The following is a 17,757-nucleotide window of genomic DNA, read 5'->3' as shown; positions in this document are numbered from 1 at the left end:
GCCCGGAGCCCCATCGCCTTCTAGGGCGAGGCCCGCCGCTCTGTGTCGCGCCTCAGTCCTGGGCGAACACGAGGGACATCGGCGTGGCCTGCGAACCCTGGCCCTGCGGATTGTCCTTGAACATTCCTGCGATCGTCTCCTTGGGGAGCCCGGTGTCATGCCCCATGACGACGACGCCGAGGTCGTTCGCGTCCATGACCGCGGTCCCGCCGAACGAGGCAACGGCGTCGGCGGGAAGCGCCGCGCGGATCGCGGCGCTCAGCGAGCGGGCGACGCCGTCTGGATCCTTGGGGGCGAGCTTCACGGAGTTGCTTGCGGCACCCAAGCTGTAGGGCGTCGCGCCGTCGATCGCGTTGATGTTGTGGCCCACGACGTCGTAGAACACGCCGCTCCTGCCCTGGAACTTCCCGACGACGGAGGCAGCTGCGGCCTTGGCGATGAGCGGCAGGCCGACCTCGTTGATCGCGATCTGCATGGACCAAGGGCTTCCGAGCCCGATCCCGGCTGGCGTGCGCGTGACAAAGCGGCTGAGCACGCGGGCCGCGGGCGAGACCTCGATCTCCCAGACAGGGAAGGAGCGGCCCTGCGTGATCGCAACGATCTTCTCGCTCACGAGCAGGTACCAGGGGCGGCCTTCCACTGCCTTCCGAGCGTCCTCAGGAGCGTCGGGAAGGCCGGAGAAGAACCGCTCGACGTACCCGGTCACGGCGGGTGCAAGCTCGGTGGAGCGCGCGAAGACCTCAGTCTGGAGGGGGTAGCGGCGGAACGTGCGCTCTGCCGAGACGATGTCGAGTTCCTTGCCGGGGTTGGCTTCGTAGTCGCTCTTGCCTGCCTTGACGTCGGCCGGCGCCTCGTCCTTGTCAATGAACTCGCGGAACCAGAGCTCCACGTTGAGGAGCCGCCAGAAGATCATCGTGTCGGCGTCGTTCTTGCCGTTGAGGTACTCCTCGAACGCGGTGAGGACCTGTTCGCGGTCCCAGTAGGGGCGGTTGTAGAAGGAGTTCGACATGAAGACCTTGTAGATCCGCTCCTTCATGAGCTTGAACCACTCCGCCTCGGGCGTGGTGAACCCGATCTTGTTGCGGCGGTTGCTGATCTTCTCAGGCAGGAGGCCCCGGGTCGCGTCCCGCAGGATGCGCTTGTTCCAGCCCTCCTTGATGATCGCCTCGTCGGAGAGGCTGAAGAGGTACTTCACGACCTCCTTGTCGAGGAACGGCACGCGTCCTTCGAGCGAGAAGCGCATCGTGTTCTTGTCCTCGTAGCGCAGAAGCGAGGGGAGCGACTTCTCGAAGAGGTCGTCGATGAGGCGCAGCTTGAGGTTCGCGGGGATGTTGCCGAACGCCTCGCCGCTGAACTTCTGCGCCCAATCCCGCTTGAGGAGGGTGCCCATCGAGACAGTCTTCTTCCCGCTCGCCATGCCCTTCAGGCGGAAGCGGCCGAGGCGGTAGAAGATGTCGAGGCTCGACGACGATTCTCTCGCGAGCGTCGCGAAGTCGCCGTCGTCCTTCAGCTGGCGCAGATAAGCGAAGTAGTAGGGGATGTAGCCCGCCATCATCTCGTCTGCGCCCTGGCCGTCGAGGAGAACGGTTACGTGCTTGCTCGCCTCCTTCATGACGCAGTACTGCGCGTAGGGACCGGAGGAGATGATGGGCTCCTCCATGGTCCGGACGAAGTCGACGAGGTCCGCATCGAAGCTCTCGGGCGTCGGCTTGATCTTGTGTGCCTCGATGCCGCCCCGGCAGACCGCGATCGCTGCGTCGGCATAGGCCTCTTCGTCGTTGATGGCATTCGGGAACACGGCGCTGAAGGTGTTCTGCTTCGCACCGACGGCCTCAAGGCCGTCGGCGTTCTCCTGCATGAGGCGGTTGATGGTGACGACTACGGCCGAGGAGTCGAGGCCGCCCGAGAGTGCGCTTCCCACAGGCACCTCGGAGTTGAGCCGGATCCGGATCGCTTCGGTAAAGCGACGGCGGTACTCCTCGACGACGTCGGGGGTGTACGGCGTCTTGACCTGTGCGAGCTCTTCGAGCTCTTCACGAAGGCGCGTGTAGCTCGAGATGCGGAAGCGCCCGGTCGCGAGCTCGATCGTCATCATCTCGCCCGGGAGCAGCTTCTGAACACCGTCGAAGAAGGTCTCCGCGGTGTCGTCGTGGATCCGGAAGCGGAGGTACCGGTACAGGATGCGCTCGTTGGGCTTCGCCTCGATCTTTCCCGACGCGAGAAGCGGCTTGATCTCGGAGGCGAAGAGGATCTGCGGCTCACGCTCGGTCCCGGCGTTGGCCCAGTAGAGCGGCTTGATGCCGAAGTGGTCGCGCGCGAGGACGAGGCGGCCCAGGCGCCGATCGAGGATCGCGAGGCCGAACATGCCGTTGAAGCGGTCGAAGGCCTCGCTGCCCCACTCCTCGTACGCCTGGAGGACTACCTCTGTATCGGACACGGTCAGGAAAGTCCGGCCGAGATCCTCGAGTTCGGCGCGCAGCTCGCGGTAGTTGTAGACCTCGCCGTTGTAGACGAGGACGGTCTCGCCGTCGGCGCTGATCATCGGCTCCTGGCCGTGAGCGCGGTCGACGATCGCGAGGCGGCGGTGTGCGAGGCCCACCCCGCCCTGTCCCGCGGAATCAGCGAGGGGATCATCGATGAAGTAGCCCTCGCCGTCTGGGCCGCGGTGCTGGATGCAGCTGTTCATAGCGTCGAGCAGAGCCTGATCCTGACCGAACCCGTAGTAGCCGGCGATACCGCACATCGTGCAATCCTCAATCTGTTGTCGTCACACGGTCCGCCGTCCATGCTACCGGCGCAGCCCTCCCCGGCCGGGGCCAGGGCGTTCCCAACGCGGCCCGGTTTCGTTCGCGACTAGACTGGATGGGTGAATTCGCTGCCTACTCCCGCTTCGGACCCAACCGCCCAGCCAGCGCTGCGCGTCGGCGTTCTCGCGCTGCAGGGTGACGTGCGCGAGCATGTCGCCGCCCTCGAGTCTCTCGGGGCCCAAGCGGTCAAGGTGCGCCGCCCAGAGGAACTCGAAGAGGTGGACGGCCTGGTGGTCCCTGGAGGGGAATCGACCACGATCGACAAGCTCGCGCGGTCGTTCGGCCTCGCCGAACCGCTTCGCGAGAAAATCCGGGACGGCTTCCCCGTGTTCGGTTCGTGCGCCGGCATGATCCTGCTCGCAGACGAGATTGCAGATCCGGCCGAGGATCTCAACGGCGCGCCACAGGAGACGTTCGGCGGCCTGGACATCACGGTGCGGCGCAATGCCTTCGGGCGCCAGCGGGAGTCGTTCGAAACGGATCTCGACTTCAAGGACATCGATCAGTCCGGGGGGCCTGTGCATGCGGTTTTCATCCGCGGACCCTGGGTTGAGCGGGTGGGTTCCTCCGTTGAGGTGCTCGCCGAGGTCGACCCCGAGCACGCGTCCCACACGGCTACGCTCGGGGGCCGGTCTAGAATTGTCGCAGTCCGTTCAGGAAACTTGCTCGCGACATCGTTCCATCCCGAGGTGACGGGCGAGCGGCGGGTCCATGAACTTTTCATCCGCATGATCAAGGGAGAAGCGTAGGCATGTCCGGCCACTCCAAATGGGCGACCACGAAGCACAAGAAGGCTGTCATCGACGCCAAGCGTGCCAAGGCATTCGCCAAGTACATCAAGACGATCGAGGTCGCGGCGCGCCTCGGAGGCCCTGACCTGTCCGGCAACCCTGCCCTCGATCTGGCGGTCTCGAAGGCAAAGAAGAACTCGGTCCCGAATGACAACATCGATCGGGCCATCAAGCGGGGCGCGGGCCTGACCGGCGAGGCGATCGAGTACACGGAGATCATGTATGAGGCGCGTGGCCCTCAGGGCTCGGCGCTGCTCATCGAGTGCCTCACCGAGAACCGGAACCGCGCTGCCGCGGATGTCCGCCTCGCGGTCACACGCAACGGCGGCAGCATGGCCGATCAGGGATCGGTGAGCTATCTCTTCAACCGCAAGGGTGTCGTGAGCCTCCCGAAGAACGGCCTCTCGGAGGACGACGTGCTCATGGCAGTCCTGGACGCCGGTGCTGAGGAGGTCAAGGACGCGGGCGAGAACTGGGTCGTCTACTCCGAGCCCAACGATCTCCAGGCTCTGCGCGACGCGCTCAACAGCGCCGGAATCGAGTACGACACCGACGAGGCGGAGTTCGTGCCATCCATGGAGGTGGAGCTCGAGGCCGACGCGGCCCGCAAGTTCGTGAGGCTTGTCGACGCCCTCGAGGATCTCGACGACGTCCAGAACGTCTACACGAACGCGGATATGAGCGAGGAGGTCATGGCGGCCCTCGAGGCCGAGTGACCCCGCCGTGGCATCGACTCCCGGGGGCGAGACCCCTCAGCTGCGCGTCCTCGGCGTCGACCCGGGCCTCACCCGGTGCGGCCTCGGCGTCGTCGATGTAGCGCGCGACCGCAGGGCGACGCTCGTAGGCGTCGGCGTCGTCGGGACCAGCGCGGACGAGCCGCTCGACGCCCGCCTGCTTGTCATCGCGCGCTCGATCGACGAGTGGCTTGATCGCTACGAGCCCGAGGTCGTCGCCGTCGAGCGCGTCTTCTCGCAGCTGAACGTGAGCACAGTCATGGGCGTTGCCCAAGCCTCGGGAATCGTCATCGCGGCTGCTGCACGCCGGGGCATCCCTGTCGCCCTGCACACGCCGTCCGAGGTCAAGGCCGCGGTCACGGGCAGTGGGCGCGCAGACAAGGCGGCTGTCACGCGCATGGTCACGAAGATCCTGCGGCTTGAGGCTTCGCCTCGGCCGGCCGACGCCGCGGATGCGCTCGCCCTGGCTCTCGCCCATGCGTGGCGAGGCGCGGCTCCGGGCTCGCCGTCGGCGGTGGGAAGGACGACGGCGATGACAGCGAGTGCGTTGACGCCGGCGCAGAGGTTGTGGGCGGAAGCGGAGTCGAAGGCGCGCCGAAAGACCTAACTGCTGGGAGCGGGCGGAGAAATGGCCAGCAGCGGAGTCGAAGGCGCGCCGAAAGACCTAACTGCTGGGAGCGGGCGGAGAAATGGCCAGCAGCGGAGTCGAAGGCGCGCCGCAGGCCCTGACCCTTTCTGTTCCCAAACCCCGGTAACTTGTTCGTAGATATGTTCGGACGGCAGAAGGAGCCCTCACCGTGATCAGCTTCCTCCGTGGCGCGGTCTCCCATGTGGGGCTCGGTTCCGGCGTCATCGACGTCGGGGGAGTGGGCATGGCCTTCTCGGCCACGCCCCAGACTCTGGCTGGCCTGAGGGTGGGCGAGGAAGGTACTGTCCATACGCTCATGGTCGTCCGAGAGGATTCGCTCACTCTGTTCGGCTTCGCCTCGCCCGAGGAGCGGGAGGTGTTCGAGGTGCTGCTCGGCGTCGCTGGTGTGGGGCCCCGGCTTGCCCTCGCAGTCCTCGCGGTGCACAGTCCCGAGGCTGTGCGGGTCGCGGCGCACTCGGAAGACGCGAAGGCGTTCACGAAGGTGCCGGGCATCGGCCCCAAGGTAGGCGCCCGCCTCGTCCTGGAACTCAAGGGCAAGCTCGTCCCGCTCGGCACGGGCGGCGAGCACGCGCCGTCGTCCGCTGGCTCGTCTGGGACAGCGTGGAAGCCGCAGGTGGTTGACGCGATGACGTCGCTGGGTTGGTCTGAGAAGGACGCCTCGACGAGTATCGAACGTGCTCTCGAGGACCGCCCGGACCTTGCGGAAGCGGGAAATGTTCCTGAGATCCTGCGGACTACGCTTCGCTGGCTGGGCCAAGGCGCGAGGACTCCCGTGAAGTCAGGCACTCGTGGCTGAGCCGTCCCTCGTCTCGGGTGGCGAGGAGCCTGAAGAGCGAGCGATCGAGGCTGCCCTTCGGCCCAAGCACCTCGACGACTTCGTAGGGCAGCAGCGTGTGCGGCGGCAGCTCTCGCTGGTGCTCGAGGCGTCGCGGCTAAGGGGCCGCAGCGCAGACCATGTTCTGCTCTCTGGGCCGCCCGGTCTCGGCAAGACGACTCTCGCCATGATCATTGCAGCGGAGATGAACGCGCCTCTGCGGATTTCGTCGGGGCCGGCCATCCAGCACGCAGGAGATCTGGCGGCGATTCTTTCCTCGCTGTCCGAAGGCGAAGTCCTGTTTCTCGATGAGATCCACCGTATGTCCCGCCCTGCGGAGGAAATGCTCTACATGGCGATGGAGGACTTCCGGGTCGACATCGTCGTGGGTAAGGGTGCTGGGGCCACGGCGATTCCGCTGGATCTTCCTCCGTTCACCCTGGTGGGCGCCACAACGCGAGCCGGACTCCTGCCCGGCCCGCTGCGCGACCGGTTTGGCTTCACCGGCCACCTCGAGTTCTACTCGGTCGAGGAGCTCGAACTCGTGTTGCGCCGGTCCGCGGGACTGCTCGACCTGCGCGTCACGTCCGCGGGCTTCACTGAGGTGGCGGGCCGCTCGCGCGGAACGCCCCGCATCGCCAACCGCCTCCTCCGGCGCGTGCGGGACTGGGCGCTCGTCCACCGCATCGAACAGATCGATGCCCGGGCTGCGGCGGCAGCGCTCGACATGTACGAAGTGGACGCGAAAGGCCTCGACCGGCTCGACCGCGGGGTCTTGTCAGCGCTCGTGACCAAGTTCGGGGGAGGGCCGGTGGGCCTTTCGACGCTCGCAATCGCGGTTGGCGAGGAGCCCGAAACCGTCGAGACCGTGGCGGAGCCATACCTCGTCCGGGAAGGTCTTATGGGGCGCACGCCCCGGGGCCGCATCGCGACTCCCGCCGCCTACGAGCACTTGGGGCTTCCGCTTCCGCCTGACGCCCCGTTCGCCTACAGCGCAACGCTGTTCGGGCCGGGCTCAGCTCCTGCAGCCGACGACGACGCCAACGACGCCGAATTTCTGACCGACTGGAACTGAGAGCTCGCGTGCCTCCGGGAACTCTTGGGGACGCTTACCCGTAGACTGAGATAAGACATCCTGCACGGCGGGACGTCATGCCGTGCCCGGAAACAGCCGGGTCCGACGCGCATTCCTAGGCAGCGCGTCCCAGCAACAGATTGGACTCAGCCATGGACTTGATGACCATCCTCCTGCTTGTCATCTTCGCGTTCTTCATCTTCACGATGTTCCGACGCAACAAGAAGGCGCAGGCACAGCAGGCCGAGATGCGCACGAAGTTCGTCCCCGGCGTCGAGGTCATGACGAACTTCGGTCTCTTCGGGAGGATTCTCTCCGTCGACGACGCCGAGAACAAGGTTGTGCTTGAACTCTCTCCAGGCGCGACTGCGACTGTCCACCGCCAGGCCGTCTCGAAGGTCGTCGAGCCGGCGGTTCCCGCCGAGGGCGAGGCGATGCCGACGGAAACCGGCGCTGAGGGCTCGACGTTGGAGCCCCGCTTCGGGGAGCGGCCGGAGACCCAGCGTCCGGAGGTCCAGCGCCCCGAGATCGGGCGGCCCGAAGCGCAGCTGCACGAGACGCCCGAGCAGACGCTCCGGCGTCTCGAAGGCGAAGGCAAGTAAGGCATTTCGCCTCCCCCGCGCGCGGGCCGACCGCGCGCGGGTTTCGTTCCGACCAGGAGTAAGGAACTCATGGCACGTTCCCGCAGCAAGCGGCCGGGAGTCAGGACGCTCGTCTGGCTCGTCGTCTTGTTCGTCGCGCTCGTTTCGGTGCTCGGTGGCGGTGCCATCGCAGGTCAGGCCTCGTGGGCGCCGAAGCTCGCGCTCGACCTCGAGGGCGGGACGCAGATGATCCTCTCCCCGAAGACCACCAGCGGCGGCGCGGTGAACCAGGATCAGCTCAATCAGGCTGTCCAGATCATCCGTCAGCGCGTTGACGGTTCGGGTGTGTCCGAGGCGCAGATCAGCACCGAATCCGGGCGGAACGTCGTCGTCAACCTCCCTGGCATCCCGTCTGCTCAGACCCGCCAGCTCATCCAGGCCTCGGCGGACATGAACTTCCGCCCCGTGCTCACGGCCGGCGATCCGGGCGCGGTGCCCCAGAATCAGCTCGTTCCGGACAACCAGCTGCCCAACCCGACGGCCAAGCCCGCGAACGCAAGCGACACCAACTGGATTACGGCTGCGCTGTACAAGCAGTACGAGGCGCTCGACTGCACGAAGCCACAGGCCGAGTCGACCCAGCGTTCGGATCCGTCGAAGCCGCTCGTCACGTGCCAGCCCGCGGCGAACGGCAACCCGGCCGTGAAGTACATTCTGGGTCCCGTTGAGATCCCTGGTTCAGACATCTCCGGTTCGACCTACGGCCTTGTACAGGGCCAGCAGGGCGCAGTGACGAACCAGTGGGCGGTGAACATCCAGTTCAACGCAGACGGCACGAAGAAGTTCAAGGACGTCACCCAGCGACTCAACGGCTTCTACACGGCGGCCAGCAGTTCGGGCACTCCGGATCCGCGAGCGCAGTTCGCCATTGTGCTCGACGACAAGGTGCTTTCGGCGCCGCAGGCCCTCGCGGTCATCACGGACGGCAATCCGCAGATCACGGGCAACTTCACTCAGCAGACTGCTCAGACGCTTTCCGATCAGCTGCGCTTCGGAGCCCTCCCGATCAGCTTCGACATCCAGAGCGAGCAGCAGATTTCCGCGACGCTCGGCACTCAACAGCTTGAAATGGGTCTTCTGGCCGGCATCATCGGCCTGCTCCTCGTGGTGGTCTACTCGCTGTTCCAGTACCGTGCCCTCGGCTTCGTGACGATCGCGTCGCTCGTCGTGGCCGGGCTCCTGACGTATCTCGCGATCACGATCCTCGGCTGGACCGAGAACTACCGGCTCTCGCTTGCCGGCGTCGCGGGCCTCATCGTCGCCATCGGCCAGACGGCGGACTCGTTCATCGTCTACTTCGAACGCATTCGTGATGAACTGCGCGAAGGCAGAGGCCTTGTATCCGCCGTTGAGAACGGCTGGCGGCGCGCAAAGCGCACGGTGCTGGCATCCAAGGCCGTCAACCTGCTCGCCGCCGTCGTGCTGTACTTCGTCGCGGTCGGCAACGTGCAGGGTTTCGCCTTCACGCTCGGCCTCACGGCGATCGCAGACCTTCTCGTGGTGTTCATGTTCACCCACCCAACCCTCCAGGTCATCGCCCGGACGAAGTTTTTCGGCGAGGGGCACCGCTTCTCCGGCCTCGACCCGGTCCAACTCGGAGCGGTTCCTCTCTACCGGGGCGCGGGTCGTTTGAGGGAGGCCTCCGCGGCCGCCCAGTCGTCGCTCAAGCCGAAGAACGCGGCCGCTGCGCGTGAGGCAGGTCGCCGCATGACCATCGCCGAGCGCCGGGCGGCCGAGGCCCAGGCGAAGGGCGAGGGACAGGCCGATCTCGCTGCAGCGGGCAAGAGCACACAGCGCAACGAGCGCTCCCAGGAGGAGAACTGATGTCGACGACCACCCTCGCCCGCTTCGGCAACGACCTCTACTCGGGCAAGCGCTCCTACGACTTCGTCGGCAAGAAGAAGCTGTGGTTCATGATCGCGGGCATTGCCGTGCTCATCGCGATCGTCGTGCCGATCCTCCGTGGAGGGTTCAACCTCAGCATCGACTTCCGCGGCGGATCCCAGTTCACCATTTCGGCCGCGAAGACGAACGACACCCTGCCGGGCGAGAATGCTGTCCACGCGGTGGTGCCGGGCAGCGCTCCCCAGGTCACGACAGTAGCGGGGAACACGGTCCAGGTTCAGACCGATCAGCTGTCCGAGGCCCAGGCCCAGCAGCTCAGGGACAAGCTGGCGACCGCGTACGGCGTCAACCAGAACAACGTGACGTCAACCTTCATCGGTCCGACCTGGGGTGCGGACGTGACGAATCAGGCCATCATCGGCTTCATCGTCTTCGTCCTGCTCGCAGCAGTCCTCATGGCCCTCTACTTCCGAACTTGGAAGATGTCCCTCTCAGCGCTGAGCGGCATGCTCGTGACGATCTTCATCACCGAGGGCGTGTACGCGATCAGCAACTTCGAGATCAGCCCGTCCGCAATCATCGGCTTCCTCACGATCCTTAGCTACTCGCTGTACGACACCGTGGTGGTGTTCGACAAGATCCGCGAGAACACGGCCGACATCAAGACCTCCTCCCGGAGGACTTTCGCCGAAGAGGTCAATCTAGCGGTGAACCAGACCCTCGTCCGTTCCATCAATACGATGATGGTCGCGGTCCTGCCTGTCGCGGCGATTCTCTTCATCGGCGCCGGGCTGCTCGGGGCCGGGACGCTCCGAGACCTCTCGCTCGCGCTGTTCGTCGGCATCCTCGTCGGAACTGCCGCCACGCTGTTCATTGCGGCACCGATGTACGCCGCTCTACGCCAGCGGGAGCCGGACCTGGTGAAGCAGGCCGAGAAGGTTGCCGCCAGGCGGGCATCCGCTGCCGCAGCCAGCACAGTCTAGGCGCCTCGACAAACATAACGACGACGGCCCGAGCGGCCCCCGCTGGAAGGGGAGCGGCTCGGGCCGTTGCCGTACGCGCCGCCGCATGCTCGGCCGCAGTGACGCACAAGGCGTCCCCGCCAGCGAAGCCTTCAGCGAACTAGGGCCCTCGCGGGGAATGTGCACGATTCTTCGAGATGTTGCGAGAGGCATAGACTGAATTAATCCTCTTACCCTTCAGGAGGCTCGCGTGGAGGAGCGCTCGACGCCCGTTCCGGCCCGGTCCGGCGCCCCGCAGTCAGCGGGGTCGGCTGGCAACGGTCAGCCGGAGCTGCGTCGCGCCCAGAGCGACCCGTCCGCACGGGAGGGATCGTCGTCGTCCGCTCCAGCTGCACCCTCCTCGTCGGCGCCGGCTGCCTCAAACTCAACGCCCTCCAACCCCGTTCCCTCGAGCGCATCGCCAGCTCCGGCCGACGTCACGCCGGCTCCGACAGGCTCTATGCCAGCTCCGGGTGGTGCCGCGGCCCGTACCGCTGTTGCACCGCCCCGGCCCGCCGCCGACGATCCGGTCGGTGGTAACAGTCTCCTCGAGCGCCCGATGCTGGGCCGGAGGGATCGGACGTTCTCGAGGCTTGCCAGGCTCACTGGTCGCAGCATTGCGGCCCACTCGCCGATCCTCGAGCCCTTGCTCCGCACGGTCCGTGCCAACAACCCGAGGGAGGATTTCGACCTCATCACTCGGGCCTATGAGGTAGCGGAGCGCAGCCACCAAGGCCAGAAGCGGAAGAGCGGCGACCCGTACATCACCCATCCTGTGGCCGTCGCCACCATCCTCGCGGAACTCGGGATGACGGGCACGACCCTCGCCGCAGCCCTCCTGCACGACACTGTGGAGGACACGACCTACACGCTGGACCAGCTCCGCAAGGACTTCGGTCCCGAGGTTGCGATGCTCGTGGACGGCGTCACCAAGCTCGACAAGGTGCAGTTCGGAGACGCTGCTCAAGCCGAGACCGTCCGCAAGATGGTCGTGGCGATGGCCAAGGACATCCGCGTCCTCGTGATCAAGCTCGCGGACAGGCTCCACAACGCGCGGACCTGGCGTTTCGTCTCTCCGGAGTCTTCGGCCCGCAAGGCCCGGGAGACCCTCGAGATCTTCGCGCCGCTGGCCCACCGGCTCGGCATGAACACCATCAAGTGGGAGCTCGAAGACCTCTCGTTCGCGGCGCTCTACCCGAAGGTGTACGAGGAGATCGTGCGCATGGTGGGCGCGCGGACCCCTGAGCGTGAGAAGCAGTTGGCTGTGATCCGCGACCAGATCGTCGAAGATCTGCGCGGGGCCAAGATCCGCGCCGAGGTGACTGGCCGGCCCAAGCACTACTACTCGATCTACCAGAAGATGATCGTCCGCCAGAAGGAATTCGACGACATCAACGACCTCATGGGCGTCCGAATCCTCGTGGACTCCGTGCGTGACTGCTATGCCGTGCTCGGCGCGATGCATGCGCGGTGGAACCCGCTCCCGGGCCGGTTCAAGGACTATATAGCGATGCCGAAGTTCAACATGTACCAGTCGCTTCACACGACGGTCATTGGGCCGAACGGTCGTCCGGTCGAGATCCAGATCCGCACGCACGAGATGCACCGGCGGGCAGAATACGGCGTCGCGGCTCACTGGAAGTACAAGGACCAGTCGAACAGGAACTCCCATACCCCCACTGGCAAGGCTGCCGAGATGGGCTGGCTCCGCTCGCTTGTGGACTGGCAGCAGGAGACGTCGGACCCTGGGGAATTCCTTGATTCGCTGCGGTTCGAGATCAACGCGAAGGAAGTCTTCGTCTTCACCCCGAAGGGCGAGGTCATGGCCTTGCCTGCGGGCTCGACTCCGGTGGACTTCGCGTATGCGATCCACACCGAGGTGGGGCATAGGACAATCGGCGCGCGCGTCAACGGCAAGCTGGTCCCGCTCAACAGCGAGCTCAATCATGGCGACGTCGTCGAGATCTTCACGTCGAAAGCCGAAGGGGCGGGTCCCAGCCAGGACTGGCAGAACTTCGTCAAGAGCGCCCGGGCCCGCAACAAGATCCGGCAGTGGTTCAGCAAGGAACGCCGCGAGGAGGCCATCGACAAGGGGAAGGAACTGCTCACGCGTGCCATGCGCAAGCAGAACCTCCCGCTTCAGCGGCTTCTGAGCCACGACACGCTTCTGGCTGTGGCTCAGGAGTTCCGGTACCAGGACATCGCGGGTCTGTACGCCGGAATCGGCGATGGGCATGCATCCGCGCAGTCCGTCGTCGAGAAGCTCGTCGACAGCCTTGGGGGCGCCGCTGGGACCGCGGAGGATATCGCCGAGACGATCGCGCCGGCTACCTCCGCGCCGCCGAAGTACTCGGACTCGGGCATCATCGTCAAGGGCGTAGACGACGTATGGGTGAAGCTCGCTCGGTGTTGTACGCCCGTGCCGCCCGATCCGATCCTGGGCTTCGTGACACGCGGCTCGGGCGTCTCCGTTCACCGAACGGACTGCACGAACGCGGCCGGCCTGCGCGCGCAATCTGACCGGATTGTCGAGGTGGCCTGGGCGCCCACGCAGTCGAGCGTCTTCCTCGTCGAGATCCAGGTCGAGGCGCTCGATCGCAAGAGTCTTCTCTCTGACGTCACACGGGTGCTCGCGGAGAACCACGTCAACATCCTCTCGGCGCACGTCCACACATCGAGCGATCGTCTCGCCCTCTCGCGCTTCGCGTTCGAAATGGGCGATCCGAAGTACCTCAACCATGTGCTGAGTGCTGTAAGGCGTATTGACGGCGTCTTCGACGTCTACCGCACCACTGGGAACCGACGCCGGACCTAAAGGCCTCATCGGGTGTTCGAAGCTGTCGCAGCGAGGCGCGTGAGGAGATTGCGGGCGCGCTGCTTGTGTGGTTGACGGGGGAGTGTTTCAAGCGCCCTCGCAACGAGTGAGGGAGTAAGTCCGAGCCCGGGCTGCCCCAACAGCCGCCGCAGCGTCTGCGCCGCGAGCCTGCCCTCGGAGTGGACCGCGATGTCGACGGCGGTGCGGAGCGGACTCGTGACCAGAATCGCCCCGAACTCGAGGACGTCGTAGTCACCCAGGACCACCTCGTGGAGGAGGGCCCCGTGGCCTCGACCGGTGGAAGAGAGCCGCCGCGGTGCAGGTACAAGTAGCACGGGCGCCGGCGGCGGGTGAGCGCACCCGTAGATCCAGGCTGCGGACATCCTGCCCACGACCGTTCGTCGTTTGAGCTGGGCGGTGAGGACAGCAGCTAGGCCCGCTGCTCGCAGTTCCGGGGTCGGCGCGGTCGCGGCCGGAGCGTAGGAGTCGTCCACGAGTTGCTGAAGCACCCCGTCGTTCGCCATGGCTTGAAGCTCTGAGCTCGTAAAAGGACGGCCCGGTACGAGGACCTCGGGCAGGCGGCCCGCGGGAAGCGGCCGCGACGACTTCGGCAGGGGAAGGGGAGCATGGCGCATGGAAGCCATCATGCCTGCAACCGCACGCGGAGGAGGCCCCTTGGGGGCTGAATGTGGATAACTGCGAAGGCCCTGAGCCCCATCCCTTTCGGATGAGGCTCAGGGCCTTCGGGGTCTAAGTCAGCCGAGTTCGCTCGCGGAACGCCGGAGGGTCTCGAGCCAAGACTCACGGGCCTCAAGAGCCTCGCGCGCCTTAGCCGCCTCCCGCGCGTCGCCCGAAGACTCGGCGCGCGTGAGCTCGTCCCGCAGACTGGCGATCGAGGCTTCAAGCTGCGAGAGTGCCGAGTCCGTACGGGCCTGGATCTCGGGGTCGGTCCGGCGCCAGTTCTCGTTCTCTGCGTGCTGGACGGCGTCCTCGACCTTCCGGAGGCCCGCCTCCATCCGGCCCATGTCCGCGCGTGGCACCTTGCCCGCATCCTCCCAGCGGTCACGGATCGACTGCAGAGCGCGCTTGGCCGCGCTGACATCCGTGATCGGGAGCAGCTGTTGCGCCTCTGCGAGAAGCGCCTCCTTGACACTCAGATTGGCCGCGAACTCGCGGTCAACCGCCTCGTTCGCCGCCTGGCGCGCTTCGAAGAACACGTTCTGGGCCGCCCGGAACCGCGTCCACAGCGCGTCGTCTTCCTTGCGATTGGCCCGTGGAGCAGCCTTCCATTCATCCATCAGCCGGCGGTATTCGCCAGCGGCGAAGCCCCAATCCGTAGATGTCTGGAGCGCCTCCGCCTCCGCGATGAGACGCTCCTTCACGGCCTTGGCCGCAGCGTTCGCATTGTCGAGCTGCGAGAAATACGCCCTCCGGTGCCGGTCGAACTGGGTGCGCGCGGCACGGAAGCGCTTCCAGAGGGCGTCTTCCGCGGCCCGACCCAGCCGGAGGCCGGACTTCTGCGAGGTCTTCCACGCCTCGAACAGCTCGTTCATGCGGGCGCCGCTCGTCTTCCACTGAGTCCGCTGGGGGTCCTGCCCTGCGATCGATTCAGCCTCCGCGACGATCGCCTCGCGATTCGCGAGTTCCTCCGCCCGTGCCTTCTCGTGTGCAGCCTTCTGCTCTGCCTCGGCTTCTGCGACTGCGGCGTCGAGGGCGTCGAGCCGGGCTTCGGCCGCGCGGATGTCACCGACCATTGCACGCTCAGTGAGCTGGGCACGCAGATGCCCTGACGCCTTGCGCACATCACCTGCGGCGGCATGTGACGTGACACGCTGCTCGAGGAGCACGATCTGCGCGAGCACGTCTTCGAACTTGCGCGCGAAGTACGCGAGGGCCTCGTCCTCGGACACGCCGGGGTACTGCCCGACGGAGTGCTCTTCGCCATCCACAGTCAGGAACACGTGACCGTCGCCCTCGACACGGCCCCACTTCCGGGCCTCGATGAGGTTGACGGCGGCGGGAGCCGCCGGAGCGGCGGGAGCTGCTGCCGGTGCTGGCGAAGGGACCGGACTGGGCTTCGCCTTGGCGAAGGCCGCCGGCGAGGGAACGGAGGGAACGGGAGCAGCCTGGGGGGCTGCGGCGTCGTCGGGTTGCTGACTTTCGGTCACCGCTAGAAGTCTTTCGCTTGTGATGGACTGGAGTTACGGGCGTAGCCCGCGGCTTAGTTCAGTGTGAATGAGTCTATCGTGACTGGGGTCACCGGGGACCCGTCATCCGCCGAGGAGCCGCCCGGTTTCACCCCTGCCGCGGCAATCTTGGTAATGACATCGAGGCCGGACGTGACGTGGCCGACGATCGTGTACCCGCCCGCGGAGTCGTTCGGGAACGTCGAGTCCTTGTAGGCGATGAAGAACTGCTGCCCGTTGCCATACGCGTTGTCCGCGGTCCGGGCGACGGCGATCGTCCCCGCCGGGTACTTCTGGTCAGAGGGCGTGTTCTCAAGGGGGCCCCACGTGTAGGTGGGATCCGACTTGCCGCTTGCGTCTTCGGCACCGCACTGGAGGATCGACGCCGTCGCGCTCGTTGTCAGCCGATGGCACACCCGCCCCTTGAGCGTTCCCTTGTCTGCGAGGGACTTGAACACGGCGGCGGCTTGGGGCGCCTTCGTCCCGTCGATCTGGATGCCGAGCGTGCCGGTGTTCAGCACGAGGCTGCCCGTGAACGTCTTCCCAGCTGCAGTGCTGGCGGCCGGGATGCCGGGAGCGTTGGTCGCCGCCGCTGATGGCGTCGCCGATGCAGTGGGTGAGGCCGACGGCGAGCCTAGGCCCGCTTGGACCGCGGCGTACTGCTCTGCTGTGGGGTTCGACGCGAAGACTGTTCCCTGGAGGACGCCTGCGAGCGCAAGCGCCACGACGACGGCGCTGGCAGCGATGATGTTGTCGCGGCGACGACGAGCCTGCTGACCGCGCCGGAGGGCCTGCTTGGCCTCCATGAGCTGGACGCGGCGGCGCGCCTCCTGGGCGCTGCGTTTTGGCACGCGGACCGACCTCCCTGGCTACCGCATAAACTTGGGCATCAGTCAGTCTACGCACGCCGTTCGCACTCAAGGAGCATTGACCTCATGGCACGTACCGCCTCGCTGTCCGGATTCCCCGAGTGGCTTCCGCAAGAGCGACTGGTGGAGCTCCATGTGCTGGACACGCTCCGGAAGACGTTCGAGCTCCACGGGTTTGCGTCGATCGAGACGCGCGCCGTCGAGACGGTAGGCCAGCTGCTGCGCAAGGGCGAGATCGACAAGGAGGTCTACGGGCTCAGCCGTCTGCAGGACGACGAGGACGCCGCCAGCAAGGCGGACGCAAATGCGCTCGCGCTTCATTTCGACCTGACCGTCCCATTCGCGCGTTACGTCGTGGAGAACGCCGGCTACCTCGCCTTCCCGTTCCGCCGCTATCAGATCCAGAAGGTGTGGCGCGGCGAACGCCCACAGGAGGGACGTGCCCGCGAATTCACGCAGGCGGACATCGACGTTGTCGGCGACGGCAGCCTGCCGTTCCGCTACGACGTCGAACTCGCCCTCGTCATCGTCGAAGCCCTCTCCGCGCTCCCGATCCCGCCGTTCCGGCTCCGAGTCAACAACCGGAAGCTCGCTGAGGGCTTCTATCGCGGAATCGGGCTGACCGACACTGCAGGAGTGCTGCGCAGCATCGACAAGCTCGAGAAGGTTGGGCCCGAGCGCGTCGCCGAGCTCCTCCATGAGGAACTCGGAGCGACGCCCGAGCAGGCCAAGGCAGCTCTCGAACTCGCGTCGATTCGTACGGAGGACACGTCTTTCGTGTCCCGGGTGCGTGATCTTGGCGTGCAGGACGAACTGCTCGAGGAGGGTCTCGACGAGCTCGAGCAGGTGATCGGCGCCGCGTCCGCTGTGGCTCCCGGGACCGTCGTTGCCGACCTCAGCATCGCCCGTGGCCTCGACTACTACACGGGCACCGTCTACGAGACGGTCCTGGTCGGCCACGAGCACCTCGGCTCGATCTGCTCGGGAGGCCGCTACGACTCGCTCGCGACGAAGGGCAATCGAAAATTTCCCGGTGTCGGCCTCTCGGTGGGGGTGACGCGGCTCGTGAGCCGGATCATCGGGGCCGAACTGGCAGCTGCCACCAGGTCCGTGCCCACAGCAGTACTCGTTGCCCTCGCAGATGACGATTCGTGGCCCGCTGCCCAGCAAGTTGCCGCCCAGCTCCGTTCGAGGGGCATTGCGACCGAGGTGGCCGCGAGCGCTGAGAAGTTCGGGAAGCAGATCAAGTACGCCGACAGGCGAGGCATTCCGTTCGTCTGGTTCCCCCATCACGATGGCAGCCACGAGGTCAAGGACATCCGCTCAGGGGACCAGGTCCCCGCTGATCCCGCCTCGTGGGCGCCGCCGGCTGAGGACCTCGTGCCGCAGATCCGCCCGAATCAAGGCAGGTAGACTTTCAGGGATATCCGACAGGTCCAGCATGCCCGCCGTCGGCGCACCCCGTGGGCCAGCGGTATGGACGGCAGGCTCAGGTCCTGATCGCATCGAAGACCAGAACTTCTGAAGAGG

15 protein-coding genes are annotated in these 17,757 nt (G+C 66.1%); 10 read left to right on the top strand and 5 right to left on the bottom strand.

The window, feature by feature from the left end:
- Nucleotides 1-52 precede the first annotated feature (52 nt).
- Nucleotides 53-2,743 carry an asparagine synthase (glutamine-hydrolyzing) gene (asnB, locus tag LK10_RS06255; RefSeq protein WP_043121223.1) on the bottom strand — a complete coding sequence of 897 codons (2,691 nt, stop codon included), beginning with the start codon at nucleotides 2,741-2,743 and terminating at the stop codon, nucleotides 53-55.
- A gap of 132 nt (nucleotides 2,744-2,875) precedes the next feature.
- Here asnB and pdxT point away from each other — a divergent pair, with 132 nt between their 5' ends.
- From pdxT to secF, 8 genes are all read left to right on the top strand, one after another.
- The gene (pdxT, locus tag LK10_RS06250; RefSeq protein ID WP_043121469.1) at nucleotides 2,876-3,556 is read left to right on the top strand and encodes a pyridoxal 5'-phosphate synthase glutaminase subunit PdxT; all 681 of its coding nucleotides are present in this window, start codon (nucleotides 2,876-2,878) and stop codon (nucleotides 3,554-3,556) included.
- 2 nt (nucleotides 3,557-3,558) lie between these two features.
- Nucleotides 3,559-4,314, top strand: a complete 756-nt coding sequence (locus LK10_RS06245; protein ID WP_043121222.1) for a YebC/PmpR family DNA-binding transcriptional regulator — start codon at nucleotides 3,559-3,561, stop codon at nucleotides 4,312-4,314.
- 7 nt (nucleotides 4,315-4,321) lie between these two features.
- Nucleotides 4,322-4,939, top strand: a complete 618-nt coding sequence (gene ruvC, locus LK10_RS06240; protein ID WP_408021440.1) for a crossover junction endodeoxyribonuclease RuvC — start codon at nucleotides 4,322-4,324, stop codon at nucleotides 4,937-4,939.
- Nucleotides 4,940-5,129: 190 nt separating this feature from the next.
- Nucleotides 5,130-5,777, top strand: a complete 648-nt coding sequence (ruvA, locus tag LK10_RS06235; protein ID WP_043121221.1) for a Holliday junction branch migration protein RuvA — start codon at nucleotides 5,130-5,132, stop codon at nucleotides 5,775-5,777.
- Entirely contained in the window at nucleotides 5,770-6,870 is a 1,101-nt protein-coding gene (gene ruvB / locus LK10_RS06230) for a Holliday junction branch migration DNA helicase RuvB (RefSeq protein WP_043121218.1), read from the top strand. The genes ruvA and ruvB overlap by 8 nt, the downstream gene beginning before the upstream one ends.
- 161 nt (nucleotides 6,871-7,031) lie before the next feature.
- Nucleotides 7,032-7,472 carry a preprotein translocase subunit YajC gene (gene yajC / locus LK10_RS20760; protein WP_052207046.1) on the top strand — a complete coding sequence of 147 codons (441 nt, stop codon included), beginning with the start codon at nucleotides 7,032-7,034 and terminating at the stop codon, nucleotides 7,470-7,472.
- A 69-nt stretch (nucleotides 7,473-7,541) separates the two neighbouring features.
- Nucleotides 7,542-9,335 carry a protein translocase subunit SecD gene (gene secD, locus LK10_RS06220; RefSeq protein WP_043121214.1) on the top strand — a complete coding sequence of 598 codons (1,794 nt, stop codon included), beginning with the start codon at nucleotides 7,542-7,544 and terminating at the stop codon, nucleotides 9,333-9,335.
- The gene (secF, locus tag LK10_RS06215) at nucleotides 9,335-10,339 is read left to right on the top strand and encodes a protein translocase subunit SecF (RefSeq protein WP_043121213.1); all 1,005 of its coding nucleotides are present in this window, start codon (nucleotides 9,335-9,337) and stop codon (nucleotides 10,337-10,339) included. Before secD ends, secF begins: the two co-directional genes overlap by 1 nt.
- A gap of 300 nt (nucleotides 10,340-10,639) precedes the next feature.
- On the opposite strand, the gene LK10_RS22560 is transcribed toward secF, so the two are convergent.
- Nucleotides 10,640-10,798 (bottom strand): hypothetical protein, encoded by a 159-nt coding sequence (locus tag LK10_RS22560; protein ID WP_156144057.1) that lies wholly within the window; start codon nucleotides 10,796-10,798, stop codon nucleotides 10,640-10,642.
- A gap of 19 nt (nucleotides 10,799-10,817) precedes the next feature.
- Here LK10_RS22560 and LK10_RS06210 point away from each other — a divergent pair, with 19 nt between their 5' ends.
- A complete protein-coding gene (locus LK10_RS06210) occupies nucleotides 10,818-13,172 on the top strand; it encodes a RelA/SpoT family protein (RefSeq protein WP_052207024.1) in 2,355 nt (784 codons plus the stop codon).
- 5 nt (nucleotides 13,173-13,177) lie between these two features.
- On the opposite strand, the gene LK10_RS06205 is transcribed toward LK10_RS06210, so the two are convergent.
- From LK10_RS06205 to LK10_RS06195, 3 genes are all read right to left on the bottom strand, one after another.
- A complete protein-coding gene (locus LK10_RS06205; RefSeq protein WP_197061868.1) occupies nucleotides 13,178-13,807 on the bottom strand; it encodes a type IV toxin-antitoxin system AbiEi family antitoxin in 630 nt (209 codons plus the stop codon).
- A gap of 120 nt (nucleotides 13,808-13,927) precedes the next feature.
- Nucleotides 13,928-15,364, bottom strand: coding sequence for a DUF349 domain-containing protein (locus tag LK10_RS06200; protein ID WP_081998320.1), 1,437 nt, complete (start codon nucleotides 15,362-15,364; stop codon nucleotides 13,928-13,930).
- A gap of 29 nt (nucleotides 15,365-15,393) precedes the next feature.
- Complete coding sequence (locus tag LK10_RS06195; RefSeq protein ID WP_052207022.1) at nucleotides 15,394-16,164, bottom strand: peptidylprolyl isomerase; 771 nt, start codon at nucleotides 16,162-16,164, stop codon at nucleotides 15,394-15,396.
- Between the two features lie 129 nt (nucleotides 16,165-16,293).
- Here LK10_RS06195 and hisS point away from each other — a divergent pair, with 129 nt between their 5' ends.
- A complete protein-coding gene (hisS, locus tag LK10_RS06190; RefSeq protein WP_043121204.1) occupies nucleotides 16,294-17,640 on the top strand; it encodes a histidine--tRNA ligase in 1,347 nt (448 codons plus the stop codon).
- Nucleotides 17,641-17,757 lie beyond the last annotated feature (117 nt).

The organism is Sinomonas humi, from assembly GCF_000802235.1.
GTDB classification, from domain to species: domain Bacteria; phylum Actinomycetota; class Actinomycetes; order Actinomycetales; family Micrococcaceae; genus Sinomonas; species Sinomonas humi.
This window is presented reverse-complemented; position numbering and strand designations above follow the sequence as displayed.